This is a genomic window from Blastococcus atacamensis, from assembly GCF_002938425.1.
Classification (GTDB): Bacteria; Actinomycetota; Actinomycetes; order Mycobacteriales; family Geodermatophilaceae; genus Blastococcus; species Blastococcus atacamensis.
Genome location: NZ_POQU01000054.1, coordinates 1 through 26,198, shown reverse-complemented (window position 1 = coordinate 26,198; position 26,198 = coordinate 1). Strand labels below are relative to the sequence as shown.

The window sequence follows — 26,198 nt, the reverse complement described above, 5'->3', positions numbered from 1 at the left end:
AGATGTTTATAAGCGCAAGGTGGCGGGTGCTGCCAGGCGGGCGGCTCCACCGTCGGAGGGGGAGGGGATGCGGAGGTCATGGCAGCAAGCGTGCCGACGTCGGCACCCGGTGACCATCAGGGAACCCCCCGAACCGACCCTGGTTCCTCTTCCGGGGTGATCACCGGTGTCGGCGGGCCGCACGGCGGTGCGACGATCGACACCGTGACCAGCCCTCCCGCCGCGCCGGCCCGGCCGCCGCTGGCGCGCCCGCGCTCCGGACGGGTCATCTCCGGCGTGGCCGCGGGCACGGCGGCACACCTGCGCCAGGACCCGACGGTGGTGCGCGTGGCCTTCGCACTGCTCGCCCCGACTGGCATCGGCGCGATCGCCTACGCCTTGCTCTGGCTGAGCATGCCGGTGGCCGCCCCGGGTGAGGACCCCGCGCCCAGCTCCGCCGCGTGGCGCCCCGCCGGCGCCTGGCAGTGGGGGATCGTGGTCGTGCTCGGCCTGGTGGTGGTCTCCCTCCTCGCCGAGCTGACGACGTGGACCAGCAGCGACGTCGTCGTGCCGCTGCTGCTGGTGGGCGCCGGTCTTGCCGTCATCTGGCGGCAGCTGGACACCGACCGGACGCTCGCCGTCCGCGGTGTGCGCTGGGCACTGGCCGGTGGCGTCGCCCTCGCCGGTGGCGGCCTGGTCATCCTGCTGGCCACGACGGGGCAGCTGGCCAACGCGCGCAACGGCTTCGCCGCCACCCTCGTGATCCTCACCGGCCTGGTGCTGGCGACGGCGCCGCTGTGGCGCCGGCTGCTCGACTCGCGGGCCGAGGAGCGCGCCGCGCGCATCCGGTCGGAGGAGCGCGCCGCCGTCGCCGCCCACCTGCACGACTCCGTGCTGCAGACCCTGGCCCTGATCCAGCGCAACGCCGAGGAGCCGCAGGCGGTCAGCCGGCTGGCCCGCAGCCAGGAGCGCGAGCTGCGCGCGTGGCTCTACGACCCCGCCGCCGTGCGCGAGGGCGGCACCTGGGCCGGGGTGGTGGCGGGCATGGTCGCCGAGGTCGAGGCCGACCACGCGTTCACCGTGGATCCCGTCGTCGTCGGGGACGCCCCGGTCGACGAGGCGCTGGCCGCCCTGGGTGCCGCCACGAAGGAGGCGCTGGTCAACGCGGCCAAGCACTCCGGGGTGGACTCCGCCGACCTCTACACCGAGGTGACGGCGCAGCAGGTGTCGGTCTTCGTCCGCGACCGCGGCAAGGGCTTCGACCCGGCCACCGTCCCCGACGACCGGCGTGGGCTGCGCGACTCGGTGCACGGCCGGCTCGCCCGCCTAGGGGCCACCACGCAAGTCCGCTCGGCCGCCGGGGAAGGCACCGAGGTCGAACTCGTCCTGCCGAGAGGTGTCTCATGACGGTCCGGGTCTTCCTGGTGGACGACCACGCGATGGTGCGGGCGGGGGTGCGCGCCGAGCTCGGCGACGCCGTCGACGTCGTCGGTGAGGCCGCCGACGTCCCGACCGCGGTGGAGGGGATCCGTGCGACGCGGCCCGACGTCGTCCTGCTCGACGTGCACCTGCCCGGGGGTGACGGCCGCACGGTTCTCGAGACTCTGCGGGGTGAGCTGCCCGAGGTGCGGTGGCTGGCGCTGTCGGTGTCCGACGCCGCCGAGGACGTCATCGCCGTCATCCGGGCCGGCGCACGCGGGTACGTCACCAAGACGATCTCGGGGCCGGACCTGCTCGACGCGCTGCGCCGGGTGGCCGAGGGTGACGTCGTGTTCAGCCCGCGGCTGGCCGGGTTCGTGCTCGACGCCTTCTCCGCCGGGCCCGCCGCGCCCGCGCCCGCGGAGGAGGCGACCGATCCCGGTCTGGACCTGCTCAGCGCGCGCGAGCGCGAGGTGATGCAGCTGCTGGCGCGTGGCTACACCTACCGCGAGATCGGGTCCAGGCTGTTCATCTCGGTCAAGACGGTGGAGTCGCACGCCTCGAACGTGCTGCGCAAGCTCCAGCTGTCCAACCGCAACGAGCTCACCCGGTGGGCGGCCACCAACCGCCTGCTCTGAGCGGCCGGACGACTGGCCCCTCGGCCTCGCCTCCGATAAGTATGTGGCTCAGGTCATAGCTGCTCGTCGAGGGCGAGCACGGAGGAGAGGAAGCGGCATGCTGCGCACCCTGTCGCGCCCGCTGGTCGCCGGCGTGGAGAGGTACCTGCCGGGGGCGTTCGTCTTCGCGGTGGTGCTGACCGTCATCGTGGCCGTCCTCGCGCTGCTCTTCGGCGACATCGGCCCGGTGGAGCTGGTGCGCGCCTGGGGTGACGGGCTGGCCGGACTGCTGGCTTTCATGACGCAGGTCGCCCTCGTGCTGCTGCTCGGCTACACGCTGGCCCTCACCCGGCCGGTCAAGGCGGGCCTGACACGCATCGCCGACGTGCCCAAGAGCCCGCGGGCGGCGTACGCGTTCGTCGCGTTCGTCTCCGCGATCGCGTCCCTGATCAGCTTCGGACTGGGCCTGGTCGTCGGTGGGGTCATCGCCCTCGAGGTGGGCCGCGCCGCCCGCCGCCGGGGCACGACGCTGCACTACCCGCTCCTGGTCGCCAGTGCCTACTCCGGCTTCGCCGTGTGGCACATGGGCTACAGCGCCACCGGTCCGCTCGCCGCCGCCACACCCGGCAGCTTCGTCGAGGAGGCGATCGGCCGGACCATCCCGATCAGCGAGACCGTCTACTCGCCGTGGAACCTGATCGCGATCGTCGTCGCGATTGCCGCCATCCTCGCGACCGTCGTCCTCATGGCACCGAAGGGGACCGACCGGATCGTCGAGCTGCCGGAGCGGATGGGGGAGGAGGAGGACGCCGTCGTACCGATGACGCCGGGCACGCCAGCCGAGCGCATGGAGGCCTCTCGCCTGGTGACGACGGTGCCTGGAGCCGCGCTGCTGGTCTACCTGGGTGTCTACTTCGCGCAGGAGGGCTTCAACCTCACCCTCGACATCGTCAACTGGAGCTTCCTCGCCGCGATCCTGCTGATCGTGCGCAACCCGGCGGAGCTGGCCGAGCTCGTCGGCGGAGCGGTGCGGACGGTCGGGGAGGTGCTGCTCCAGTACCCGCTGTACGCCGGGATCATCGGGATGATGACCGCCTCCGGTCTGGCGGCGCAGCTGAGCGGCTGGTTCACCGACATCGCCAGCCCGGCGAACCTGGGGCTGCTCGCGTTCCTCTCCGCGGGCCTGCTGAACTTGTTCGTGCCCAGCGGCGGCGGCCAGTTCGCCGTCCAGGCGCCGATCTTCCTCGATGCCGCCGACTCCCTGGGTGTCGATCCGGCCGTCATCACCATGGCGATCGCCTACGGCGACCAGTGGACGAACATGATCCAGCCGTTCTGGGCCCTGCCGATGCTGGCCGTGGCCGGACTCGGCGTCCGCGACATCTTCGGTTTCACGGCGATCACCTGCCTGATCACCGGGATCGTGTTCGGCGGGACGATGCTTGTCCTCGGCGCCGGGTGAGCGGTCAGCCGGTGTGCACCACCTGGAAGACCTCGGCCAGCCGGTCGGCCGCCAGCCCGTGCTGCCGACCGTTCTGTCGCATCCAGGCGGTCACGAAGCCGTCGAGGTCCTCCATGTGGTTGACCTGCGTGACGTGGCGGCGCAGCGCCGCCAGCTTGCGCTCCACCATGTCGGTCACGTCGACGGCGTGGTCGGCACGGGGGCTCGCGCCGAGCCACACCTCCGACACCGTCCACGCCTCCAGTCCTTCGTCGGCGAGGAGCTCGGGGAAGGCGAACGGGTTGCGGGCATCGGGGTAGACCGCCCGGAGGGTCGACTCGCCGACGGTCATGTGGTCGGGATGGCTGGCGCCGATCCGGTCCCACCAGCGCTCCGGGGAGCTGGTCAGCACCCGCTGGGGCCGGACCTGGCGGATGACCCGGCTGATGTCGCGGCGCAGGTCGAGGGTCAGCTCGAGCCGGCCGTCGGGGTAGCCCAGGAACCGGACGTCGGTGACGCCGACCTCGGCCGCCGCCGCCCGCTGCTCGGCCTGCCGCAGCGGGCCCATCTGCTCGCGCGGCGTCTCGTCGAAGCCGCCGGCGTCGCCGTCGGTCACGATGCAGTACGTGACCTCGGTCCCGGCCGCGGTCCAGGTCGCCACCGTGCCGGCGGAGCCGAAGTCGACGTCGTCGGGATGGGCGAGCACGCAGAGCGCGCGCTCCACGGACTCGGCGGGGCGCTGTGGGAACGGTGCGGTCACCCGCGCGAGCCTACGGAGAGACCCGCGAGCTTGTCCGGGTTCCGGACGACGAGCACCTGTTCGACGGCCCCCTCGGCGACCGCCAGGGTCATCGTCATCAGGGGCTCGTCCGCCGCCCACGCCACCACGGCCGGCGAGCCGTTGAGATCGGTGATCTCGATCCGCAGATCGGGCAGGGCCATGCCCTGCGCGGCGATGCCGATCGCGAACCGGGCCACCTCGTCCGCGCCGGTGACCGGCCGCAGCGCCGCCTTCGCCTTGCCGCCGCCGTCGCTGATCAGCACGGCACCGGGGGACAGCGCCGCGAGCAACGCCTCGACGTCGCCACCGGCGCAGGCGGCCAGGAAGCGTTCGGTGATAGGTGACAAGGAGGCGGGGGTGATGTCCCATCGCCGTCACGGGGTCGAGCGGGATGCGGGTCATGGTCGGTTCCTCTCCTCGGGACGGGTGCACCCAGGGAGACGACGCGGCCGGCGCGGATGTGACACGGGCCGGTGCAGCCGCTGCCGGCGCGGTCGCGCAGACTCGGCGCGTGCCCTCGTTCACCCTCTCCGTCGCCCTGCGCTCCTCGACGCCGCTGGACGACGACGCGATCGACCGCCTGCGCGGCGCGCTGCGCCCCGGCGACCCCGAGCTGCGGGTCTGGCGGGAGCCGGACCGGGCCGTGCTGCGCATCGCGACCGAGTGCGAGGCCGCGGACCTCGACTCCGCCCTGGCCCTCGGCAAGGAGCTGGCCGACGAGGCGAACGAGGTCTGCCCGGGCCGGGTGTTCGAGGTGGCCGCGATGGACGACGAGGACTCGCAGGTCTGGCGCAGCGGCCCCTAGACCCGCCGCGGCTGCTGGGCCTAGAGCGTTCCGCGGCCCAGGCGCAGCAGCAGCATGCCCAGCGTCGCGCCGTCGGTGCCGAGCGCCTCGCGGAAGCGGGAGAGGACCTGCCGCTCCCGGGCGAGGTTCAGCCGCGTGCCGCCGCTGGCCTTCCGCAGAGCGCCGATCTCCCGGGAGACGGCCAGGCGGCGCTGCACCAGCTCGATGATCTCGGCGTCGCACGCGTCGATCTCGGTGCGCAGTTCGCCGATGCGCTCCACGTCGGTGCCGGTGACGGCGACGGGTGCGAGGGCGGGGAGGCTGTTCATGGGGGGTCCTTCGGTCGGCCGGCCCGAGGCCCCCGAGAACGAGAAACGCCCCGGGCTCCTCGGGCCCGGGGCGTCTGTTGCGGCGTGTGCTCAGCCAGCGGTGACGGACACCGGATCCCGGTGGCCGTAGTAAAAGCTGAGGCTGGCGAGCACGGATCGGAGTCTGCCACAGGACCCGTCCGACGGACCACCGCGGGAACGGTGGGGCGGGTGGTGCGCGGCCGGGCGCTGTCACCCGTCAGGCCTACAGTGGCTCCGTCATGAGCAGCAGCATCCAGCAGTCCCTCCCCGGTACCGCCGCCCTCCAGCGTTCCGCCCCCGGCTCGCTCGGGCGGGAGCTGGACCGGATGCTCGCCGGCCTCAATGGGCCGCAGCGCGACGCCGTCGTCCACGAGGGCGGGCCGCTGCTCATCGTGGCCGGCGCGGGGTCGGGCAAGACCCGGGTCCTCACCCACCGGATCGCCTACCTGCTGGGCGCCCGCGGCGTGCAGCCCGGCGAGATCCTGGCGATCACCTTCACCAACAAGGCCGCCGGGGAGATGAAGGACCGCGTCGCGGCGCTCGTCGGCCCGCGCGCCCGCTCGATGTGGGTGTCGACGTTCCACTCGATGTGCGTACGCATCCTGCGGGCCGAGGCGGTCAAGCTGGGCATGAAGTCGTCGTTCACGATCTATGACCAGGGCGACTCGATCCGGCTGATGACGATGGTCGCCCGCGACCTCGACCTCGACGCCAAGCGCTTTCCCGGTCGCAGCCTGTCCAACCAGGTGTCCAACCTCAAGAACGAGCTCGTCGACGAGGAGTCGTTCAGCCCCCAGACGGCGCCGGAGAAGGTGCTCAAGGAGGCGTACACGCTCTACCAGCGTCGCCTGCGCGAGGCGCACGCGATGGACTTCGACGACCTGATCATGACGACGGTGAACCTGCTGCAGGCGTTCCCCGACGTCGCCGAGCACTACCGCCGCCGGTTCCGGCACGTCCTGGTCGACGAGTACCAGGACACCAACCACGCGCAGTACATGCTGGTCAAGGAGCTGACGGGCCCCGGTGACGGCCCGGTGCCGCAGGCCGAGCTGTGCGTCGTCGGCGACGCCGACCAGTCGATCTACGCCTTCCGGGGCGCGACGATCCGCAACATCGACGAGTTCGAGCGCGACTACCCGCAGGCCACCACGATCCTGCTGGAGCAGAACTACCGGTCCACCCAGCGGATCCTCAAGGCCGCGAACACGGTGATCTCCAAGAACACCGCCCGCCGGCCCAAGAACCTGTGGACCGACTCGGGCGACGGCGAGCTGATCGAGGGCTACGTCGCGGACAACGAGCACGACGAGGCCGCCTGGGTCGCCGAGCAGATCGACGCCCTGGTCGACGAGGGCAAGGCCCAGCCCAAGGACATCGCGGTCTTCTACCGGACGAACAACGCCTCACGCGTGTTCGAAGAAGTCTTCATCCGCGTCGGCATGCCCTACAAGGTCGTCGGCGGCGTCCGGTTCTACGAGCGCAAGGAGGTCCGCGACGCGCTGGCCTACCTGAAGCTGGTGGCCAACCCGGCCGACGTCGTCAGCCTGCGCCGGATCATCAACGTGCCCAAGCGGGGCATCGGGGACAAGGCCGAGTCCTGCATCGAGGCCTTCGCCGACCGGGAGCGCATCGCATTCGGGTCGGCGCTGCGGCGGTGCGGCGAGATCGGCACCCTGGCCACCCGCTCGCTGAAGGCCCTGCAGGAGTTCGTCGCGCTGCTGGAGGAGTTCGAGCAGCTGGTCGAGACCGGCTCCGGCCCGGCCGCGCTGCTGGAGAGCATCCTGGACCGCACCGGCTACCTCGCCGAGCTGCAGGCCAGCACCGACCCGCAGGACGAGGGCCGCGTCGACAACCTCAACGAGCTCATCTCGGTGGCCGCGGAGTTCGAGGCGGCCAACCCCGGCGGCACCGTCACCGACTTCCTCGAGCAGGTCTCCCTGGTGGCCGACGCCGACCAGATCCCGGTGACCGGGGACGACGCCGGCGTGGTGACGATGATGACGCTGCACACCGCCAAGGGCCTGGAGTTCCCGGTCGTCTTCCTCTCCGGCATGGAGGACGGCGTCTTCCCGCACCTGCGCGCGCTCGGCGACCCACGGGAGCTGGAGGAGGAGCGCCGGCTGGCCTACGTGGGCATCACCCGGGCCCGGCAGCGGCTGTTCATCTCCCGGGCGACGGTGCGGACCAGCTGGGGCCAGCCGGCCTACAACCCGCCGTCCCGGTTCCTCGACGAGATCCCGGCCGAGACGATCCACTGGGAGCGGCTCGACCCGACGCCGGCCCCCTCGACGGGTTACCGGTCGGCGCAGACGCGCGTGGCGGCCACCGGGTTGTCGACCGGTGGCCTGCGCGGCGGCGTGGGGAACCGCCAGGTGATCTCGGTGGAGGTCGGCGACCGGGTGAGCCACGACGCCTTCGGTCTCGGCACCGTCGTGGAGGTGACCGGCGTGGGCGACAAGGCGCAGGCGACGGTGGACTTCGGCTCGGGCGGCACCAAGCGCTTGGTCCTCCGATACGCCCCGCTCGTCAAGCTCTGACGTGGCCGGGGAGGACGGCGGCACGGCCGTGGTCGTGGTCGTGGTCGTGGTCGTCGACGTGCCCGCGGACGGCGTCGCCGCCTTCGCCCGCTACGAGGACCACGTGCTGCCGCTGCTCGTTCGGTACGGCGGCCGGTTGGAGCGCCGGCTCCGGTCGCCGGACGCGACCACGGAGGTGCACGTCCTGGCGTTCCCCTCCGACGGCGCCTACCGGGGATACCTGGCCGATCCCGAGCGCGCCGGCCACCGGGCACTGCTCGACGGGGTCACGGTCACCCAGCGCGTCGTGGCGCCCCTGGCCGACGTGTGAGCCGGTCCGGCCTCAGACGCTGACGCCGCGCTCGGCGAGGTACTTCGCGGGGTCGGTGGGCCGGCCGTCCATGCCGCCGCGGTGGATCTCGTAGTGCAGGTGCGGGCCGGTGGACTGCCCCTCGTTGCCGACCTTCGCGATCTGGTCGCCGGCCGTGACGAGATCGCCCTCGCTGACGCTGTAGTAGCGCATGTGGCCGTAGATGTGGACGTTGCCGTCCGCGTCCTGGATGTAGACGGCGTTGCCGTAGCCCGACGCGCGGCCGGCCCGGACGACGACGCCGTCGGTGGCGGCCACGATCGGCGTGCCCAGCGGTGCGGCCAGGTCCAGGCCGTAGTGCATCGAGCCCCAACGCATGCAGAAGCAGGTGGTCAGGGTGCCGCGGACGGGCAGCGCGGTCTTGGGCTGGCGGGCGGCGCGGGAGGCGGCCAGCTCGTTGAGGCGGGCCTGGGCCTCGGCCTCGGAGATCCCGCGGCGCGCATCGGCACCCTCGAGCCCGCCGGCGAAGCTCACCTCGGTGCTCTCACCCAGGCCGTAGTCCGACGCCGTGGCCGACACCTCGGGGGCCTCGCTCAGCGCCGCCGGAACGTAGGCGACGAGCGCGCCGGCGACCAGGGCGGCGAACCACATCGGGGCCCGGCGGCCCGGCGGGTGGGGAAGGCGGCGTCCTCCGAGGAGTCGTCCCAGCAGGGCGGTCTTCCCGGAGGCGGCGGGAGCGTCGGCGTCCGCGGGCGCAGTCTCGGTCCGCGACGCGCGCCGGGCGGCGAGGGCCTTCGCCACGGATGAGGGCTGCTTCTCGACGGCGTCGGTCGCCGGTCGCTCCAGCACCTGTGCACTGCTGAGAGACACGGCGAACCTTTCCGGACTGCGTATCCGGCGAGCGCGCGGGTGGCGTTCGTCGGGGGAGCGACGACGGCATGGACACCCTGATGGTGTCGCCGGAATCCACCGGCGCCGTGATCGAACCGTAACGATGCGTCAGGAGCGGTCCAAGTACCGAACGCTGCGTGTCGTGATGTGCACGAGTCGTGAAGTCGACGAGTCGACTCGTGGGGCAGGAGGTGCGCGTCGTCAGGCGACGGCGGCGATGTGCCGGCGGGGACGCGTCCTCCGGTGGTGGCCGGCCAGGGTGGCGGCCACCTCGTCCAGCACGCCGCGGTGGATCGGCAGCGACATGTGCCCCACGCCGCGGAACAGGAGGTTGCGAGCGTCGAGGTCAGGGTGGTCGCACCGGCCGGACCGGGTCGGGAGCACCATCTGGTCCAGGTCGCTGTAGACCGCGGTGATCTGCGTGCGGACGCCCGGCGCCGGCTCCTCGAGCTCGCGCAGCACGGGGGAGCCCGGGCGCAGCTGGCGGACCAGCGGGGTGGGCAGCACGTGGGCCAGCAACGACCCCTGGTGCGGGGTGCCGAGGGTGACCAGCGAGTCGACGTGCCGGTCACCGCCCTGTCGCTGGACGTGGTAGCGCGCGATCAGGCCCCCGAGGCTGTGGCCGACGACGTGCACCCGGTCGTGCCCGGTCTGCTCGCAGACGAGGTCGATCTGCCGACCGAGGTCAATGGCGGCCTGGGCGACGTCGGTCAGGAAGGGGCTGTAGTTCCACGAGCACACGTGCGCGAACCCGCGACGGCGCAGGTTCCGGCGCATGACGGCGAAGACCGACCGGTTGTCGACGAGGCCGTGCACCAGCAGAACCGGGATGCGGGCGGCCAGCGGGTCGGCGGAGAACAGGGCCCGGACGGCGGGCGGCTGCTCGCCTGTGCGCCGACGCGGGTCCGGCCGCAGAGCCTCCATCCGGGTACCCAGCGGGTACATGAGGACGTGGGCGCCGACCCAGGCGAGCTCGGTCAGCCCGCCGGTCAGGGTGGTCGGGGAGCAGAGTCCGCGCAGCCCCCGTGGCGCACCCTCGGAGCGCTGCCGCGTGTGCGACTCTGGACCGGAGGCCGGATCGACCGATGGCCGCATCGCCCGCTCCTCCCCGTCGGCACCTCGGCGGAGCGTGGGCTCGGGCCGTCCGCCGGTGGCGGTGCAGGTGCTGTGCTCCGTTTCCGCGACCGTAACGCCTGGTTGTGGCGGGCGTCACACCGGGGACGCCGGATCCCGGCCGATCGTGGCCCGTTCGTGACCAGCCAGCTGAGGGGGAGACCGTGCCCGCCCGCGACGCCCGTACCGGGACCGACCGCGCCCGAGTCACCGACCGCCGGAACGCGGGAGGGATGAAGCCGGTCGCCCCGGACGAGACCGGCGACCGCCTCCTCGTGGGCACCGTCCCGCCGTTGGTCCGGGGGGTCGGCGTCCTCCTGGTGCTGGCGGGCCTGGCCGGCCTCGCCGGCGCCGTCGCCCCCTACCTGACCGTCGACGGGCAGGAACTCCGCCAGGTGCACGGCCTGGGCAGCGCGCTGGTGGCCCTGCTCGTCCCCGCCGTGCAGATCGGCGTCGGGACGACGCTGCTGCGGCGGGCGGTCCCGAAGTTCGGGCTGGCCTTCGCGGGGGTCGCGGCGGCACTGGCCGTCGGGCAGCTGCTCATCGAGATCTACCGGGGGCTCAGCTCGACGTCCCGCCCCGGCGTGGAGGTGCTGGCCGGCGAGGTGGTCCTGACCAGCGGCATCGAGGTGCGCGCCGGCTGGGTCCTGGGGATCGCCGCGCTGGTGCTCACCGTCCTCGCCGGACTCGCCGGCATGGTCGCGTGGGGCCGCACCGTGATGGAGGACCGCGGCGCGCTCGACGCCGTCCGGTCGCTGCTCGCGGGCACGGCGGTGCTGCTGGGGGTGGCCACGGTGATCTGCCTGACCGTCCCGGCCGCCGACGTCCCCGACGAGCTGCGCACCGACCCGGCGACCGGCATCCAGACCGTCGTGACGCAGGAAGGTCCGCAGGCGCTGCTCGAGCGACCCGGCCTGGCCCTGCTGGGCGGCCTGCTGCTCGCCGGGGCGCTGCTCCTCTGCGCGGTCGTCGCTCCCTCGCTGCGGCCGCGCCTGGCCGTGGTCGGCGGGCTGCTCGCAATCGCCGTCGCGGTGCTCGCGGCCGGTCTCTCCGGCCTCCAGGACGCCGCCTCGTCCGAGGAGCTGGAGTGGACCGTGCCCGGTATCGGGCTCGTCGTGCTGGGGCTGGCGTTCACGGCCCTCACCGCCACAGCCTGGCGGGTCCGCCGGTCGGCCTGACCAGTTCGGGCGGAACCGGTACCGCCCGCGGCGCCGGCGGCCATAAGCTCCGACCCGTGGACGAACGCATCCGGGTGGTCATCGCCAAGCCGGGCCTCGACGGGCACGACCGCGGCGCCAAGGTGGTCGCGCGCGCCCTGCGTGACGCCGGTATGGAGGTCGTCTACACCGGCCTCCACCAGACGCCCGAGCAGATCGTCGAGACCGTGGTGCAGGAGGACGCCGACGCCGTCGGCCTGTCGGTGCTCTCCGGCGCGCACATGACCCTCTTCGCGCGGCTGGCCGAGCTCATGCGCGAGCGGGGGATCGACGACGTCGTCGTCTTCGGCGGCGGGATCATCCCGGAGGAGGACGTGCCGGAGCTCCAGCGCCTCGGCGTCGCCGGTGTGTTCACCCCGGGGGCCACGACCACCGACATCGTCGACTGGGTGCGCACCCACGTGGGAGCGCCCGCCGGCGCCTGAAGAAGGACCACCCGTCGCCCTCCGCCTCGCAGGCTCGGTGCGGGCCCCTGGAGGGCGGCCGTTCCCTCAGCGCACCACGGGGACGGTCAGCTGCTGCACCGTGTGGCGACCCGTGGTCAGGATCGTCTCCTGGGGCAGCGTCGATCCCCGGTAAGCGAGGTCGCCGCCGGCCAGGACGACCGCGAGCCGGTGGTCCTTGCCGAAGCGGTGCACGATCCCCGGCAGCTCGATGGTCACGGGCCGGGTGACGTCGGTGACCCGCACCGGCGAGATGAGCCGGTTGGGCAGCTCGATCGTCGTCCCGTCCGGGGCGATGTCGTACACCTTCGCGTACGCGACCAGCTGCCCGGCCGGGCCGGCTGCCTGCGTGGCCAGGGCGGAGGAGGTGAGCTGCACGGTCAGCCGGGGTGAGCCGACGACGTCCAGCGGCGCGCTCAGAGGCGCCGTGGCGAAGCGGATCGCCGTCCCGGACGGATCGGTGACCGGCTGCGTCTGGTCGAGGGCCGACGTCTCGGTGTAGTTCGGCCCGATGGGTGCCAGGGCGCTGAAGGTGCTCGTGCCGGGGACCACGCGTGCGCGGTCGGTCACCAGGGCCCCGTCGGTCCCCGGCTTGGCGGGGCCGGACAGGTGGAAGGTCTGCTCCGCGCCCACGGGGTAGGAGGGGGCGACGGCGTAGGCCTTGGCGATGTTGCCGGTCGCCTCGTGGACCCAGTCGCGGTAGTAGCTGAACCCCTGGGGCGGCCGGGGGCCGCGGTCGCGCACGTAGTGGTCGAACCAGGCCAGCGCCGCCTTGCCCTGCAGCGAGCGCGCCGGGTGCCGCTCGTCCAGCTCACCCGGCTGCGGGGAGGAGTCGCTGTGGCCCCAGGACTGCCACACCAGGGAGACCGGCGTCCCCTGCCGCTTGAGGGCGGTGTACGTGGCCACCGACTCCTGCAGGTTGAACAGCGTGTCGGCCTGCCCCTGGCCCAGCAGCGTGGGCACGCGCACGTCCCTGATGTAGCTGGCCACGGAGTTCGACCGCAGGTACGCGATGGAGTCGCTGCTCGGGTAGCCCACCGTGGCGACCTCGGCGAGCGCGGTGCACACCTCGGGCTCGAAGTTCCCGCAGTTCTCGGCCTGCGAGGCCTGCGTGAAGAAGGCCTGGGACGTCGCCGGGTCGGCGAGCGCGCGGAGGTCCTGGGCGCCGTTCACGACGCCGAGCGTGGTGAACAGCGCCGCCCACTGGTACTTGAAGACGCCGGTGCCCGCCGCGCTCACCGAGCCGCTGCGTGCGGTGCCCCTGGGCAGGCTGCTGTTCTCCGGAGCCAGCGAGTAGGAGAGGTCGTTCCAGGTGATCTGCGGGATGATCGCGTCCAGCCGGTTGGTGCGTGCCGCCTTCTCGAAGCCCGCCGTCGCGAACTGGATCTGGCCGCCGTAGGAGCCGCCGATCATGCCCACCTGCGGGTCGTACCGGACGCCCGTGCGCGCGTCCTCCCGGACCACCTGGTCGACGTGCACCGGCAGACCGGTCGCGTCGTCCACGGCCGAGATCGAGGGATCACCGCCGAGGAAGCGCAGCAGCTGGCTCGCCGCCGCACCGTCGTGCTCGACGTCGTCGAGGGTGATCGGGCAGAGGTCGTCGTCGACGAACCCGAGGCCGGTGTAGGCCAGCGCGGCGTATCCGTGGTCGCCGAAGCCGAGCGCGAAGTCGGCCTGGTCGTCCTTGGTGCCGCCGAAGCCGTTGGTGGTGAGCAGCGCGGGGACCGGCCTGTGCTTGCTGGCACCGGCCGGCAGGTAGAGATCGGCGTCGATCTGGCACGTCCGCTTCTCGGGCCCCAGGCCGGTCACCGTGATCGTCAGATCGCGAACGGTGGGCTGCGTCGCGGTTGCCATCGGCGCCAGCGTCACCAGACCTCCGGCGGCCAGCGCGGAGGACAACAGGACGGTCGCGGCTCGGCGCACGGGAGCTCCTCGGATCGGGGACACGCAGCGGGCCGGCACCGTTTCTGCTGCCAACGGGCGAGGAGGGCTGTGATGCACCCCACCCAGGACCCATCTCTACAACGCCCGGGGCAGCGCTGTGGTTACGGGCGGTCTACGGTGCCTGTTCGTGGATCTCTTCGAGTACCAGGCCCGTGACCTGTTGGCCTCGCACGGCGTCCCCGTGCTCCCCGGCGGCGTCGCCGAGACCCCTGAGCAGGCGGAGGCGATCGCCCGCGAGATCGGGCAGACCGTCGTCGTCAAGGCGCAGGTGAAGGTCGGCGGCCGCGGCAAGGCCGGTGGCGTCAAGCTCGCCGACAACCCCGAGGACGCCAAGGCGCGCGCCCAGGACATCCTGGGGCTGGACATCAAGGGGCACATCACGCACCGCGTGATGGTGGCCCAGGCCAGCGACATCGCCGAGGAGTACTACTTCTCCTACCTGCTCGACCGCTCCAACCGGACCTTCCTGGCCATGGCCAGCGTCGAGGGCGGCATGGAGATCGAGCAGCTCGCCGTCGAGCGGCCCGAGGCACTCGCCCGCATCCCGGTCGACGCCAGCGTCGGCGTGGACTCCGCCAAGGCCGCCGAGATCGTCGACGCCGCCGGGTTCGCCCCCGAGGTCCGCGACCAGGTCATCGCCATCGCCGTCCAGCTGTGGGACGTCTTCTCCAAGGAGGACGCCACCCTGGTCGAGGTCAACCCGCTGGCCAAGGCCCCGGACGGCACCGTCCTGGCGCTCGACGCCAAGGTGACCCTCGACGAGAACGCAGGCTTCCGGCACACCGAGCACGCCGCGCTCGAGGACGCCGCCGCCGCCGACCCGCTCGAGGCCGCGGCCAAGGAGAAGGACCTCAACTACGTCAAGCTCGAGGGCTCGGTCGGGATCATCGGCAACGGTGCCGGCCTGGTCATGAGCACCCTCGACGTCGTCGCGTACGCCGGTGAGGAGTTCGGTGGCGTCAAGCCGGCCAACTTCCTCGACATCGGCGGTGGCGCCTCCGCCGAGGTCATGGCCAACGGCCTGGGGATCATCCTCTCCGACCCGGCCGTGAAGAGCGTCTTCGTCAACGTCTTCGGTGGGATCACCGCCTGCGACGCCGTCGCCAACGGCATCGTTGCGGCCCTGCAGCAGCTGGGGGACCAGGCCACCAAGCCGCTGGTGGTCCGCCTCGACGGCAACAACGTGGACGAGGGTCGGCGCATCCTCGCCGAGGCCAACCACCCGCTCGTGACCGTGGTCGACACGATGGACGGCGCCGCGCGCCGGGCCGCCGAGCTCGCCGCCGCCTGAAGCCCTAGCGAACAGGACCTGTAGAGATGTCGATCTTCCTCAACGAGAACAGCAAGGTCATCGTCCAGGGCATGACCGGCTCGGAGGGCAGCAAGCACACGTCGCGCATGCTCGCCTCCGGCACGGCCATCGTCGGTGGCGTGAACCCCCGCAAGGCCGGCACCAGCGTCGACTTCGACGGCACCAGCGTCCCGGTGTTCGGCTCGGTCGCCGACGCCATGAAGGAGACCGGCGCCGACGTCAGCGTCATCTTCGTGCCGCCGCCGTTCGCCAAGGCCGCCGTCCTCGAGGCCGTGGACGCCCAGATCGGGCTGGCCGTGGTCATCACCGAGGGCATCCCGGTGCACGACTCGACCTACTTCTGGGCCCACGCCCAGGGCGGCTCGACCCGCATCATCGGCCCGAACTGCCCCGGCCTGATCAGCCCCGGGCGCAGCAACGCCGGCATCATCCCGGCCAACATCACCAAGCAGGGCAAGATCGGCCTGGTGTCGAAGTCGGGCACGCTGACGTACCAGATGATGTACGAGCTCCGGGACATCGGTTTCTCCACCGCGATCGGCATCGGCGGCGACCCGGTCATCGGTACCACGCACATCGACGCCCTCCAGGCCTTCCAGGACGACCCGGAGACGGAGGCCATCGTGATGATCGGTGAGATCGGCGGCGACGCCGAGGAGCGTGCCGCCGACTTCATCAAGGCCAACGTGACCAAGCCGGTCGTCGGCTACGTCGCGGGCTTCACCGCCCCCGAGGGCAAGACGATGGGCCACGCCGGCGCGATCGTGTCGGGCTCCGCCGGCACCGCCCAGGCCAAGCAGGAGGCCCTCGAGGCCGCCGGCGTCCGGGTGGGCAAGACCCCCTCGGAGACGGCGAAGCTCATGCGGGAGATCGTCGGCGCCTAGGCCCGCGGCAGGGCCCCGACGCGAGCGTGCGAGCGGTGGGGGGCAGGCGGTCCTTCCTCCTTCCCCCCACGCCTCGCATGACCGGTGCGGGACCCTGGAGGGTGGCCTTTCCAGCACGTCACCTGCTGCCCGGCACCCCGTCACGGGTGCCGGGCAGCGCTGTTCCGGACCCGGGTCGTCGACGCGCCGCTGCGCTGCCGTTGCGGCAGTGCAGCGGCCGCCGTCACGATCATCGGGACCCGGACCGTTTCGGAGGAGAGCCTGTGACCGCCAGCCAGCCCCCGCACCCGCCCGAGGGCGGGCAGCCTCCGCCCGGGGGGCAGTCCCCGCAGCGGCCTGAGGCGCACGGGTCCTCGGCAGCCGGTGGTGCCGGGCAGCCTCACGACCAGCAGCACCACGGGCAGCAGCAGGACCCGTCGCAGTACGGGCAGCAGCACCCCGGCCAGCCCTACTACGGCGCACCGCAGGCGGGGCAGCCGTACTACGGGCAGCCGCCGTACGGGCAACCTGGCCAGGCGCAGCCGCAGTACGGCCAGCCGCAGTACGGGCAGGCACCCTCCTACGGGCAGCCGCCCTCTTACGGACAGCCCTACGGGCACCCTCCCCAGTACGGGCAGCCGCCCCAGTACGGGCACCAGCCCCACTACGGGCAGCCCCAGTACGGGCAGCCCTACTACGGCCCGCCCGGGCCGCAGTACCAGCAGCCCCCCTACGGTGCGCCGAACCCTTATCTCCGCCGACCGGGCGGGGGAGCGGAGTTCTCGGTCGACCTCTCCCGGGTGCGCCCCCTCGACTGGGCCCTCGCCGGGGCGACGGGGCTCTTCCTGCTGCTCGGCTTCCTGCCCTGGTGGCGCTTCGGTGACGACAGCTTCGGCGTCACCTTCAGCGGCCTCGAGGACGGCAGGGTCGTCTCGGCGTTCGTGCTGTTCCTGCTGGCCGCCGTGTGGGCGGTGCTGCCGGGCGTCGTCAAGGCGACGGTGACCTTCCCGCGCGCGGGGTTGACCGTGGGACTGGCCTCGCTCGGGCTCGTCCTCACCCTCTTCGCCTGGATGGACACCCTTCGTTACACCTTCTCGTTCTGGGCGCTGCTCGGTCTCCTCGCGGCCGTGGCCATCACCGTGCTCGCCGCCCTCGCCCTCCGCCGCGACATGCGGGAGCGGCCCGCTCGACCGAGCGGTCAGGGCGGGCCGTACGGGCAGGGCGGGCCGTACGGGCAGCAGCCCTATCCGTACCCGGCGCCGCAGCCCCCGGCCGGCCTGCAGGGGACCGCGCCGTGGCTGTCGGCGCCGCCGAGCCCGGGCACGCCGCCGCCATCGGAGGAGGGGGCTCCCCGTCCCTCAGGACCTAATCCCGGCACGGAGGGTGAGCACCCCCGCACGGACACCTGATCCGGGCCGGTTCGGGACGGGGTGCCCGGCGCGTGCGCCGGACATCCCCCCGGGCGGCTTGGGAGAGTGGGGTCGTGGTCGCACTGCTCGCACGCCTGCCCTTCCGGCGGGACGACGGCGAGGTCGCGCGGCCGGCCCCGTCGGCCCTCCTCGCCGTCGCCGCCGCGTCGGCCGTCACCGTCGTCGGGCTGATCGGGCTGGGGCTCGCGCTCGTCGTCGTCCAGACCCTGGATCCGGCCGGAGGGATGTCCACCGGAGCCGCGGTGGTCCTCGCCTCCCGGCTGTGGCTGCTGGCCCAGGGCTCGGAGCTGACCCTTCCCTCGGGCCCGCTGGTGCTCGCGCCCCTGCTGCTCACCCTGCTGCTGGCCCGGGCCCTGTCCTGGGCCGGTCGGGTCGCCGTCCGTGCACGGGACGACGACGAGGCCGACACCGGGCGGGTCGTCCGGGCAGCCGCGGGAGTGGTCGGGCTGCACGTGGGCCTGACCCTGCTGGTCGCGCTGCTCGCCGGTGGGGACGGCGTGGGCGTCGGCTGGCTGCGCACGGCTCTCGGGCCGCTGGTCCTCGCCGTGCTGGCCGTCGGCTGGGGCGCGGGACGGGAATCCGGTCTCCTCGACGAGAGCCTCGACCGCCTTCCCGTCGTGCTGCGGCCCGTCCTGCGCGGAGTGCTGGCCGGGCTGTTCACCGCGCTTGCCCTGGCCTCGTGCGTGGTGGCGATCGCGCTGGCCAGCGACACGTCCGGGTACGCGGCCGTGGCGGGTTCCCTCGGGGGAGCGGCGGCCGGCGCGGTCGGCCTGGTCGGCCTGAGCGCCCTGCTGCTGCCCAACGCCTCGCTCGCCGTCCTCGGCCTCGCCGCCGGTCCCGGCTTCTCCATCGGCACCGGCACCCTGGTGTCGGTGCACGGGGTGACGCTCGGCTCGGTGCCGGCCCTGCCCATGCTCGCCGCGCTCCCCGACACCCAGGCGGTACCGCTCGTCGCGTTCGTCTCCCAGCTGATCCCGGTCCTCGCGGGCCTCGTGGCGGGCATGACGGTCGGCCGCTGGTTCGGCGACACCGACGGCGGCTCGGTCAGTGCCGGCCTCGCCGGGGTCCTGACCGGCGCGCTGCTCGGCGTCGTCGTGGGGCTGCTGGTGTGGGTCGGGGGCGGCGCGCTCGGCAACGGCGCGCTGGCCGTGGTCGGCGCCCCGCCGGTGGCCACCGGCATCGCCGTGGCCGCGCAGAGCGCGATCGCCGCCGCCGTGGCCGCGGCTGTCGCCCGCTGGCGGGCCTTATAGGGTCGGCACCGTGCCCGCCGACGAGCCTGCCCAGCGGGCACGCGTCGTCGTCCTGATCTCGGGCACCGGATCGCTGTGCGCCGCGCTGCTCGACGCCACCGACGACCCCCGCTACCCGGCCACGGTCGTCGCCGTGGGCGCCGACCGCGACGCCCCGGGGCTCGAGCACGCCCGCCGCCGGGGCCTGCCCACGTTCGTGTGCACGCTCGGGGAGCGCTCCGACCGGGCGGCCTGGGACCGGGCGCTGGCCGAGCGGATCGCCGCCTTCGAGCCGGACCTGGTGGTCTCGGCCGGCTTCATGAAGATCGTCGGGCCGGCGGTGCTCGCCCGTTTCGAGGGCCGCCTGATCAACACCCACCCGGCGCTGCTGCCGCTGTTCCCCGGCGCGCACGCCGTGCGGGATGCTCTGCAGGCCGGCGCGGGCGTGACCGGCTCGACGGTGCACCTCGTCGACGCGGGCGTCGACACCGGGCCGGTGCTGGCGCAGCGCGAGGTGCCGGTCCTGCCCGGCGACGACGAGGCCTCGCTGCACGAACGGATCAAGCACGTGGAGCGCGAGCTCCTGGTGGAGACGGTGGCGGCGTTCGTCACCCGGAACGGATGAGGAAGAACCCGACATGAGCGACCGCACCCCCATCCGCCGTGCCCTGCTGGGCGTCTACGACAAGACCGGGATCGAGGAACTGGCGCGCGGTCTGGCCGCCGCCGGCGTCGAGCTGGTCAGCACCGGGGCGACAGCCCGCCGCATCGCCGACGCCGGCGTGCCCGTGACGCCGGTGGAGCAGGTCACCGGCTTCCCCGAGTGCCTCGACGGCCGGGTGAAGACGCTGCACCCGGCCGTCCACGCCGGGATCCTGGCCGACCGCCGCAAGCCCGAGCACGTGGCGCAGCTCGACGAGCTCGGCATCGCCGCCTTCGACCTCGTCGTGGTCAACCTCTACCCGTTCACCGAGACCGTCGCGTCGGGCGCCTCGCCGGACGAGTGCGTCGAGCAGATCGACATCGGCGGCCCCGCGATGGTGCGGGCCGCGGCCAAGAACCACCCCTCGGTCGCCGTCGTCGTGGACCCGGCCCACTACGACGACGTCCTGGCCGCGGTGTCCGCCGGCGGGTTCACCCTCGCCGGGCGGCAGAAGCTGGCGGCCGCCGCCTTCCGGCACACGGCGAGCTACGACATCGCCGTCGCCTCCTGGATGGGCAGCGTGCTCGCCCCCGACGAGCAGACCGACTTCCCGGAGTGGGTCGGCGCCACCTGGGAGCGCGCCGACGTGCTGCGCTACGGGGAGAACCCGCACCAGCAGGCCGCGCTCTACCGGGGCGGGGCGAAGCCGGGTCTGGCCCACGCCGAGCAGCTGCACGGCAAGGCCATGTCCTACAACAACTACATCGACACCGACGCCGCCTGGCGGGCCGCGCACGACCACGACGAGGCCTGCGTCGCGATCATCAAGCACGCCAACCCCTGCGGGATCGCCGTGGGCGCGGACATCGCGGCCGCCCACCGCAAGGCGCACGCCTGCGACCCGCTGTCGGCGTTCGGCGGGGTGATCGCGGCCAACCGCGAGGTCGACCTCACCATGGCCGAGCAGGTGTCGGAGGTGTTCACCGAGGTCGTCGTCGCGCCGTCGTTCACCGACGACGCACTGCGGGTGCTGACCGCGAAGAAGAACGTGCGGCTGCTCCGGCTGCCGCACGCACCCACCGGTGGCGCCGAGATCCGGCCCATCGGCGGCGGTCTGCTCATGCAGTCCGTCGACCGCATCGACGCCGAGGGCGACGACCCCACCACCTGGACGCTCGCCACCGGTGAGCCGCTGGACGCGGCGGGCCTGGACGACCTGGTGTTCGCCTGGCGGGCGGTGCGCGCGGTCAAGAGCAACGCGATCCTGCTCGCCCACGACCGGGCCACGGTCGGCGTGGGCATGGGCCAGGTCAACCGGGTCGACTCCGCGCGGCTGGCCGTCGCCCGGGCCGGGGAGCGGGCCGCCGGCTCGGTCGCCGCCTCCGACGCCTTCTTCCCGTTCGCCGACGGCCTGCAGGTGCTGCTCGACGCCGGTGTGCGCGCCGTCGTCCAGCCCGGCGGATCGGTGCGGGACGACGAGGTCGTCGCCGCCGCGGCCGCCGCGGGCGCGTCGCTCTACCTCACCGGCACCCGCCACTTCGCCCATTGAGGCCCCGTCCAGAGGCTCGCCCTGAGCCTGCGAAGGGTGAGGGGGACGGGGTCCTTCCGCCCGTGTCCCCCCACGTTCGCAAGCTCACGTCGGGCCCCTACACGGGACCGCGCCCGCACGTCGGTCCGCCCGAGGCGGGCACCGAGGTCGAGGGGGAGGACTTCGCCCGCGTGGACTGGTGGGGGGCCGAGCTCGACGGCGTCACGTTCGTCCGGTGCCGGTTCGACGACGCCGGCCTCGAGGAGCTGGTCACCCGGCGCTGCGTTTTCGAGAACTGCGTGCTCACCGGTGTGCGCATGGCCGGCGCCCGGCACCTGGGCTCGGCGTTCCTGTCGTGCCGGTTCGACCGTGCCCGGCTCATCGACGTCACCTGGGACGGCTGCAAGCTGACCGGGTCGCACTTCCCTGGGGCGCACCTGCGCCCCATGGCCGCGACGGAGTGCGACTGGAGCTTCACCTCGCTGCGCGGGGTCGACCTGTCAGGGCTGGACCTCTCGCGGCAGCGGTTCAGGGACGCCGACCTGACCGACGCCGACCTGCGCGAGTGCGACCTCACCGGCGCCGCCCTGGACCGCGCGCGGCTGCAGGGCACCAAGCTGCGCGGTTCGGACCTGCGCGGGGCGTCGACCGACGAGATCAACTGGCGGGCGTTCGACCTCACCGGCGTGCGGCTGGACCTGGCGCAGGCGGTGCACGTCACCCGCGCGCACGGCGCTCTCGTCGGAGACTGAACCCTCAGTCGGTCCGGGGGCGGGTGAGCAGCGCCTTCCCTGCGCCGAGCAGACCGAGGACGGCGACGGCGATCGCGCACCAGAACCCGGTGTCGAAGAAACCGAGGTCGACATCGGCCGCGATCAGCGGCACGAGCACGGCCCAGACGACCAGGGCGCTGACCAGCAGCGCGAGCAGGCCCCACAGCCGGTGCGCCCTCGCGGGCAGGAACATCAGCATGCCGAGCACGAACAGCGCGACACCGCCGAGCACGATCGCCAGCGGCTGCCACAGGCCCGTGTCGGCCACGTCGGTCAGGCCCGAGAAGCCGCGCCGCACCAGGTCCAGGCCGGTTGCGTCGTCGTCGGCCAGCCAGCGCAGCAGCAGACTCGCGCCCGCCGCGACGCCGGCCAGCAGCAGCAGGAGCCCGGCGACGGGGTCCGGGCGCCGGAACACCACGGGCTCGGTGGACCAGGACGGCGCCGTCGCACCGCCGGTGGGCGGGGCGCCTCCGATCGGTGACGCGTAGGACATCTCGGTCGTGGCGGGTTCCCTATCGCGTTCGCTCATCGCGGCGCACCTCCTTCCCGGAGCCTAGGACCGTGCCGCCGTCCGCGGGGCGCCTCGGGCAGACTGTCCCCGTGCCCGCGACGACTCTCGACGGCAAGGCAACCGCGGCAGCGATCCGCACCGAGCTCATCGAGCGGGTGGCCGCCCTGACCGCCGCGGGGCACCGGCCGGGCCTGGGCACGCTGCTGGTCGGCGACGACCCGGGCAGCCGCTGGTACGTGAACGCCAAGCACTCCGACTGCGCCCAGGTCGGCATCGCCAGCATCCAGCGCGAGCTCCCGGCGGATGCGACCGAGCAGGACGTGCTCGGCGTCGTCGCCGAGCTCAACGCGGACGAGGCGTGCACCGGCTACATCGTCCAGCTCCCGCTGCCGCGGCACATCGACGAGTCGGTCGTCCTGGAGGCCATGGACCCCGCGAAGGACGCCGATGGGCTGCACCCGGTCAACCTCGGCCGGCTGGTGCTGGGCGTGCCCGGGCCGCTCCCGTGCACCCCGCTCGGCATCGTGGAGCTGCTCCGCCGCTACGACGTCCCGCTGGCCGGGGCCGAGGTCGTGGTCGTCGGCCGTGGCATCACCGTCGGCCGGCCGCTGGGCCTGCTGCTCACCCGGCGCTCGGAGAACGCGACGGTCACCCTCTGCCACACCGGGACCCGGGACCTGGCCGCGCACGTCCGCACCGCCGACGTCGTCGTCGCCGCGGCCGGCGTGCCCGGGCTGATCACCGCCGACCTGGTGAAGCCCGGCGCCGCCGTCCTCGACGTCGGGGTGAGCCGGGTCGACGGGAAGATCGCCGGGGACGTCGCCCCCGGCGTCGTCGACGTCGCCGCGCACGTGGCGCCGAACCCCGGGGGAGTGGGCCCCATGACGCGGGCGATGCTGCTGCAGAACGTGGTCCTCGCAGCCGAGAAGGCCGCCGCCGGGGACGGCCGGTCGGCCTGATCGTGACGCGCCCGCCGCTCTACGTCCGCCGCCCGTTCCTCGCCGGGCTGGTCCGCCAGGCACCGCTGCTGGCGGTGCTGGTGGCGGTGGCGATCGGGCTGCTGCTGGTCACCTTCGAGCACTGGCGGCTGGGTCTGGTGGTCGTCGGGCTGTCACTCGTGGGCGCCGCGCTGCTCCGGCTGCTGCTGCCCGTGCGGCGGGTCGGCTTCCTCGCCGTCCGCAGCCGGGGGGTGGACGTCGTCCTGCTCGCGGTGGCCGGGCTGGTGCTGACCGTCGTCGCACTGGCCATCCCCGGCGCGTGACCCCCGGCAGCGCGGGGAGTCGGTGAGGGCTAGGTTGGCGGCCATGGCAGCGCAGCCCAGGAACGGCAAGGTCACCGTGGTCGGTGCCGGCTTCTACGGCTCCACCACCGCACTCCGCCTCGCGGAGTACGACATCTTCGAGACAGTGGTCCTCACCGACATCGTGGAGGGCAAGCCCGAGGGCCTGGCCCTCGACATGAACCAGTCCCGGCCCATCGAGGGCTTCGAGACCAGGGTCGTCGGTGTCGGCGGCGGCTCGTACGAGGGCACCGAGGACTCCGACGTCGTCGTCGTGACCGCCGGTCTGCCCCGCAAGCCCGGCATGAGCCGCATGGACCTCATCGAGACCAACGCCAAGATCGTCCGGCAGGTCGCGGAGAACATCGCGAAGACCTCGCCCGACGCCGTCGTCATCGTGGTGTCCAACCCGCTCGACGAGATGACGGCGCTGGCGCAGATCGCCACCGGTTTCCCGCACCAGCGGGTCATGGGTCAGGCCGGGATGCTCGACACCGCGCGCTTCTCCAACTTCGTGGCCGAGGAGCTCGGCGTCCCCGTGGACTCGGTGCGGACGCTGACCCTGGGTTCGCACGGCGAGACGATGGTGCCGGTGCCCTCGCGCTGCACCGTCGACGGCAAGCCGCTGGCCGACGTGCTGCCCGCCGACCGCATCGAGCACCTCGTCCACCGCACCCGGAACGGTGGTGCCGAGGTGGTCGCGCTGCTCAAGACCGGGTCGGCCTACTACGCTCCGTCCGCCGCTGCCGCCCGCATGGCCCGTGCGGTCATGGAGGACTCCGGCGCCGTGATGCCGGTGTGCACCTGGGTGGACGGCGAGTACGGCATCTCCGGGGTGTACCTGGGGGTGGAGGCCGAGATCGGCCGAGGCGGCGTGACGCGCGTCGTCGAGAGCGACCTGTCCGACGACGAACTGGCGGGCCTGCGCGAGGCGGCCGAAGCGGTGCGCGCGAAGCAGGCCGACGTAGCCAATCTCTGACCTGACCGGTCAGAGCTGCAGAGAGGGAAACCAACCACGTGAGCAAGATCAAGGTCGAGGGCACCGTCGTCGAGCTCGACGGCGACGAGATGACCCGGATCATCTGGCAGTTCATCAAGGACCAGCTGATCCTCCCGTACCTCGACGTGAACCTCGAGTACTACGACCTCGGCATCGAGCACCGCGACGCCACCGACGACCAGGTGACGATCGACTCCGCCAACGCCATCAAGAAGCACGGCGTCGGCGTCAAGTGCGCGACCATCACGCCCGACGAGGCGCGGGTCGAGGAGTTCGGGCTGAAGAAGATGTGGCGGTCCCCGAACGGGACGATCCGCAACATCCTCGGCGGCGTCATCTTCCGCGAGCCGATCATCATGCAGAACGTGCCGCGCCTGGTGCCCGGCTGGACCAAGCCGATCATCGTCGGCCGTCACGCCTACGGCGACCAGTACCGCGCCACCGACTTCAAGTTCCCGTCGGCGGGCAAGCTCACCGTCACCTTCACCCCGGACGACGGTTCGCAGCCCATCGAGCACGAGGTCTTCCAGGCGCCCGGCGCCGGTGTCTCGCTGTCGATGTACAACCTCGACGACTCCATCCGCGACTTCGCGCGGGCCTCGCTGAACTACGGTCTCGCGCGCAAGTACCCGGTGTACCTGTCCACGAAGAACACGATCCTCAAGGCCTACGACGGCCGGTTCAAGGACATCTTCGAGGAGACCTTCCAGGCGGAGTTCGCCGACAAGTTCTCCGAGGCCGGCATCACCTACGAGCACCGCCTGATCGACGACATGGTCGCCGCCTCGCTCAAGTGGGAGGGCGGGTACGTCTGGGCCTGCAAGAACTACGACGGTGACGTGCAGTCCGACACCGTGGCGCAGGGCTTCGGCTCGCTGGGCCTGATGACCTCGGTGCTGGCGACCCCGGACGGCCGCACGGTCGAGGCCGAGGCCGCTCACGGCACCGTGACCCGCCACTACCGCCAGCACCAGCAGGGCAAGGAGACGTCGACCAACCCGATCGCGTCGATCTTCGCCTGGACGCGGGGCCTGGCCCACCGCGGCAAGCTGGACAACACCCCCGAGGTCACCCGGTTCGCCGAGACCCTCGAGCGGGTCTGCATCGAGACCGTCGAGGGCGGCTCGATGACCAAGGACCTGGCGCTGCTGATCTCCAAGGACCAGCCGTGGCTGAACACCCAGGACTTCCTGGCGGCCATCGACACCAACCTGCAGAAGGCCATGGCCTGAAAGAAGGACCCCGTCCTGCTCACGCCACGCTCCGCGCGGCGCGAGCCTCGGGACGGGGCCGGCGCAGCGGCCCCCTCACCTCCGGGCGAGGGGGCCGACGTGCGTCCGCGGGGAGGTCAGCCGAACAGCTGGGTCCACCAGGGGCCGCCGGCGCCGTCGGCGATGCCGACCCCGAGCCTCGTGAGATCGCAGTCGAGGATGTTCGCCCGGTGCCCGGCGCTGTTCATCCAGGCGTCCATCACCGCCCCGGCGTCCCGCTGACCCATGGCGATGTTCTCCGCCCGGGCGGCCAGGCCGGCCGCGCGGGCGCGGTCGAAGGGGTCCTGCCCGGAGAGGTTCACGTGGTCGAAGAAGGTGTGGTCGCGCATGTCCGCGCCGTGCGCCGCGGCGACCGCCGCCAGCCCGGCGTCGGCCGCGAGCGGGCCGCAGCCGGCGGCGGCGCGCTGCTGGTTGACCAGGGCGAGGACCGCGGCCTCGCGGGAGCTGTCCGCCGGGACCGGGGCCGGGGCCGCGGCCAGGGCGGGGCTCGCACCGGTCGAGGGCGCGGCGGCGGGAGCGGGCTGTGCGCCGAAGGCCGCGGAGAAGAACCC

The 26,198-nt window shown here is 73.0% G+C and carries 27 protein-coding genes; 19 read left to right on the top strand and 8 right to left on the bottom strand.

Annotated features, from left to right (window positions below):
- Positions 1-204: 204 nt before the first annotated feature.
- The 3 genes from C5508_RS13180 (at position 205) to C5508_RS13170 (ending at position 3,477) form a co-directional block, all read left to right on the top strand.
- Positions 205-1,386 carry an ATP-binding protein gene (locus C5508_RS13180; RefSeq protein ID WP_232797125.1) on the top strand — a complete coding sequence of 394 codons (1,182 nt, stop codon included), beginning with the start codon at positions 205-207 and terminating at the stop codon, positions 1,384-1,386.
- The gene (locus tag C5508_RS13175; RefSeq protein WP_104525404.1) at positions 1,383-2,036 is read left to right on the top strand and encodes a response regulator; all 654 of its coding nucleotides are present in this window, start codon (positions 1,383-1,385) and stop codon (positions 2,034-2,036) included. The genes C5508_RS13180 and C5508_RS13175 overlap by 4 nt, the downstream gene beginning before the upstream one ends.
- A gap of 97 nt (positions 2,037-2,133) precedes the next feature.
- Positions 2,134-3,477: a short-chain fatty acid transporter gene (locus tag C5508_RS13170; protein WP_104525403.1), complete on the top strand. Its 1,344-nt coding sequence runs from the start codon at positions 2,134-2,136 to the stop codon at positions 3,475-3,477.
- Between the two features lie 4 nt (positions 3,478-3,481).
- Here the strand turns inward: C5508_RS13170 and C5508_RS13165 are convergent, their stop codons facing one another.
- Positions 3,482-4,216 (bottom strand): PIG-L deacetylase family protein, encoded by a 735-nt coding sequence (locus C5508_RS13165; protein ID WP_104525402.1) that lies wholly within the window; start codon positions 4,214-4,216, stop codon positions 3,482-3,484.
- Positions 4,213-4,584 carry a nuclear transport factor 2 family protein gene (locus C5508_RS13160; protein ID WP_104525401.1) on the bottom strand — a complete coding sequence of 124 codons (372 nt, stop codon included), beginning with the start codon at positions 4,582-4,584 and terminating at the stop codon, positions 4,213-4,215. Before C5508_RS13160 ends, C5508_RS13165 begins: the two co-directional genes overlap by 4 nt.
- A gap of 164 nt (positions 4,585-4,748) precedes the next feature.
- On the opposite strand from C5508_RS13160, the gene C5508_RS13155 reads away from it, so the two are divergent.
- On the top strand, positions 4,749-5,042 hold the full coding sequence (locus C5508_RS13155; RefSeq protein ID WP_157944088.1) for a hypothetical protein: 294 nt from the start codon (positions 4,749-4,751) through the stop codon (positions 5,040-5,042).
- A 20-nt stretch (positions 5,043-5,062) separates the two neighbouring features.
- On the opposite strand, the gene C5508_RS13150 is transcribed toward C5508_RS13155, so the two are convergent.
- Positions 5,063-5,350: a chorismate mutase gene (locus C5508_RS13150; protein WP_104525399.1), complete on the bottom strand. Its 288-nt coding sequence runs from the start codon at positions 5,348-5,350 to the stop codon at positions 5,063-5,065.
- Between the two features lie 260 nt (positions 5,351-5,610).
- On the opposite strand from C5508_RS13150, the gene pcrA reads away from it, so the two are divergent.
- Both pcrA and C5508_RS13140 read left to right on the top strand, forming a co-directional pair.
- Positions 5,611-7,911: a DNA helicase PcrA gene (gene pcrA / locus C5508_RS13145; RefSeq protein WP_104525398.1), complete on the top strand. Its 2,301-nt coding sequence runs from the start codon at positions 5,611-5,613 to the stop codon at positions 7,909-7,911.
- Position 7,912: 1 nt separating this feature from the next.
- Complete coding sequence (locus C5508_RS13140; protein ID WP_232797124.1) at positions 7,913-8,221, top strand: hypothetical protein; 309 nt, start codon at positions 7,913-7,915, stop codon at positions 8,219-8,221.
- A 12-nt stretch (positions 8,222-8,233) separates the two neighbouring features.
- Here C5508_RS13140 and C5508_RS13135 read toward each other — a convergent pair whose 3' ends face one another.
- Together C5508_RS13135 and C5508_RS13130 are read right to left on the bottom strand one after the other, a co-directional pair.
- Positions 8,234-9,070, bottom strand: coding sequence for a M23 family metallopeptidase (locus C5508_RS13135; RefSeq protein WP_232797123.1), 837 nt, complete (start codon positions 9,068-9,070; stop codon positions 8,234-8,236).
- Positions 9,071-9,292: 222 nt separating this feature from the next.
- Complete coding sequence (locus C5508_RS13130) at positions 9,293-10,186, bottom strand: esterase/lipase family protein (protein ID WP_104525397.1); 894 nt, start codon at positions 10,184-10,186, stop codon at positions 9,293-9,295.
- 182 nt (positions 10,187-10,368) lie between these two features.
- Between C5508_RS13130 and C5508_RS13125 the strand changes: the two genes are divergently transcribed.
- Positions 10,369-11,382, top strand: a complete 1,014-nt coding sequence (locus C5508_RS13125; protein ID WP_232797122.1) for a hypothetical protein — start codon at positions 10,369-10,371, stop codon at positions 11,380-11,382.
- A 56-nt stretch (positions 11,383-11,438) separates the two neighbouring features.
- Positions 11,439-11,846: a cobalamin B12-binding domain-containing protein gene (locus C5508_RS13120; protein ID WP_104525396.1), complete on the top strand. Its 408-nt coding sequence runs from the start codon at positions 11,439-11,441 to the stop codon at positions 11,844-11,846.
- Positions 11,847-11,912: 66 nt separating this feature from the next.
- Here the strand turns inward: C5508_RS13120 and C5508_RS13115 are convergent, their stop codons facing one another.
- A complete protein-coding gene (locus tag C5508_RS13115; protein ID WP_104525395.1) occupies positions 11,913-13,787 on the bottom strand; it encodes a CocE/NonD family hydrolase in 1,875 nt (624 codons plus the stop codon).
- Positions 13,788-13,935: 148 nt separating this feature from the next.
- Here C5508_RS13115 and sucC point away from each other — a divergent pair, with 148 nt between their 5' ends.
- The 7 genes from sucC to C5508_RS13080 all read left to right on the top strand — a co-directional run bounded on the left by sucC (position 13,936) and on the right by C5508_RS13080 (position 21,565).
- Positions 13,936-15,099: an ADP-forming succinate--CoA ligase subunit beta gene (gene sucC, locus C5508_RS13110; protein ID WP_104525394.1), complete on the top strand. Its 1,164-nt coding sequence runs from the start codon at positions 13,936-13,938 to the stop codon at positions 15,097-15,099.
- Positions 15,100-15,125: 26 nt separating this feature from the next.
- A complete protein-coding gene (gene sucD / locus C5508_RS13105; RefSeq protein WP_104525393.1) occupies positions 15,126-16,004 on the top strand; it encodes a succinate--CoA ligase subunit alpha in 879 nt (292 codons plus the stop codon).
- Between the two features lie 263 nt (positions 16,005-16,267).
- Positions 16,268-17,392 (top strand): hypothetical protein, encoded by a 1,125-nt coding sequence (locus tag C5508_RS19970; protein WP_198598065.1) that lies wholly within the window; start codon positions 16,268-16,270, stop codon positions 17,390-17,392.
- Positions 17,393-17,466: 74 nt separating this feature from the next.
- Positions 17,467-18,663 carry a cell division protein PerM gene (locus C5508_RS13095; protein ID WP_104525392.1) on the top strand — a complete coding sequence of 399 codons (1,197 nt, stop codon included), beginning with the start codon at positions 17,467-17,469 and terminating at the stop codon, positions 18,661-18,663.
- A gap of 10 nt (positions 18,664-18,673) precedes the next feature.
- Positions 18,674-19,267, top strand: coding sequence for a phosphoribosylglycinamide formyltransferase (gene purN / locus C5508_RS13090; protein ID WP_104525391.1), 594 nt, complete (start codon positions 18,674-18,676; stop codon positions 19,265-19,267).
- A 13-nt stretch (positions 19,268-19,280) separates the two neighbouring features.
- Positions 19,281-20,834: a bifunctional phosphoribosylaminoimidazolecarboxamide formyltransferase/IMP cyclohydrolase gene (purH, locus tag C5508_RS13085; RefSeq protein WP_104525390.1), complete on the top strand. Its 1,554-nt coding sequence runs from the start codon at positions 19,281-19,283 to the stop codon at positions 20,832-20,834.
- A gap of 62 nt (positions 20,835-20,896) precedes the next feature.
- Entirely contained in the window at positions 20,897-21,565 is a 669-nt protein-coding gene (locus tag C5508_RS13080) for a pentapeptide repeat-containing protein (RefSeq protein ID WP_104525389.1), read from the top strand.
- A gap of 4 nt (positions 21,566-21,569) precedes the next feature.
- On the opposite strand, the gene C5508_RS13075 is transcribed toward C5508_RS13080, so the two are convergent.
- Positions 21,570-22,115 (bottom strand): hypothetical protein, encoded by a 546-nt coding sequence (locus C5508_RS13075; protein ID WP_232797121.1) that lies wholly within the window; start codon positions 22,113-22,115, stop codon positions 21,570-21,572.
- Positions 22,116-22,186: 71 nt separating this feature from the next.
- On the opposite strand from C5508_RS13075, the gene C5508_RS13070 reads away from it, so the two are divergent.
- Genes C5508_RS13070 through C5508_RS13055 form a run of 4 tightly spaced genes read left to right on the top strand, consistent with a single transcriptional unit; the run spans position 22,187 to position 25,608 of the window.
- Entirely contained in the window at positions 22,187-23,056 is an 870-nt protein-coding gene (locus C5508_RS13070; RefSeq protein WP_104525387.1) for a bifunctional methylenetetrahydrofolate dehydrogenase/methenyltetrahydrofolate cyclohydrolase, read from the top strand.
- Positions 23,057-23,058: 2 nt separating this feature from the next.
- Positions 23,059-23,358, top strand: coding sequence for a DUF3017 domain-containing protein (locus C5508_RS13065; RefSeq protein WP_104525386.1), 300 nt, complete (start codon positions 23,059-23,061; stop codon positions 23,356-23,358).
- A gap of 43 nt (positions 23,359-23,401) precedes the next feature.
- On the top strand, positions 23,402-24,355 hold the full coding sequence (gene mdh / locus C5508_RS13060; RefSeq protein WP_104525385.1) for a malate dehydrogenase: 954 nt from the start codon (positions 23,402-23,404) through the stop codon (positions 24,353-24,355).
- A 38-nt stretch (positions 24,356-24,393) separates the two neighbouring features.
- Positions 24,394-25,608 carry an NADP-dependent isocitrate dehydrogenase gene (locus tag C5508_RS13055; protein WP_104525384.1) on the top strand — a complete coding sequence of 405 codons (1,215 nt, stop codon included), beginning with the start codon at positions 24,394-24,396 and terminating at the stop codon, positions 25,606-25,608.
- Positions 25,609-25,724: 116 nt separating this feature from the next.
- Here C5508_RS13055 and C5508_RS13050 read toward each other — a convergent pair.
- The coding region (locus tag C5508_RS13050; RefSeq protein ID WP_232797120.1) for a CAP domain-containing protein at positions 25,725-26,198 on the bottom strand (474 nt) is incomplete at its 5' end.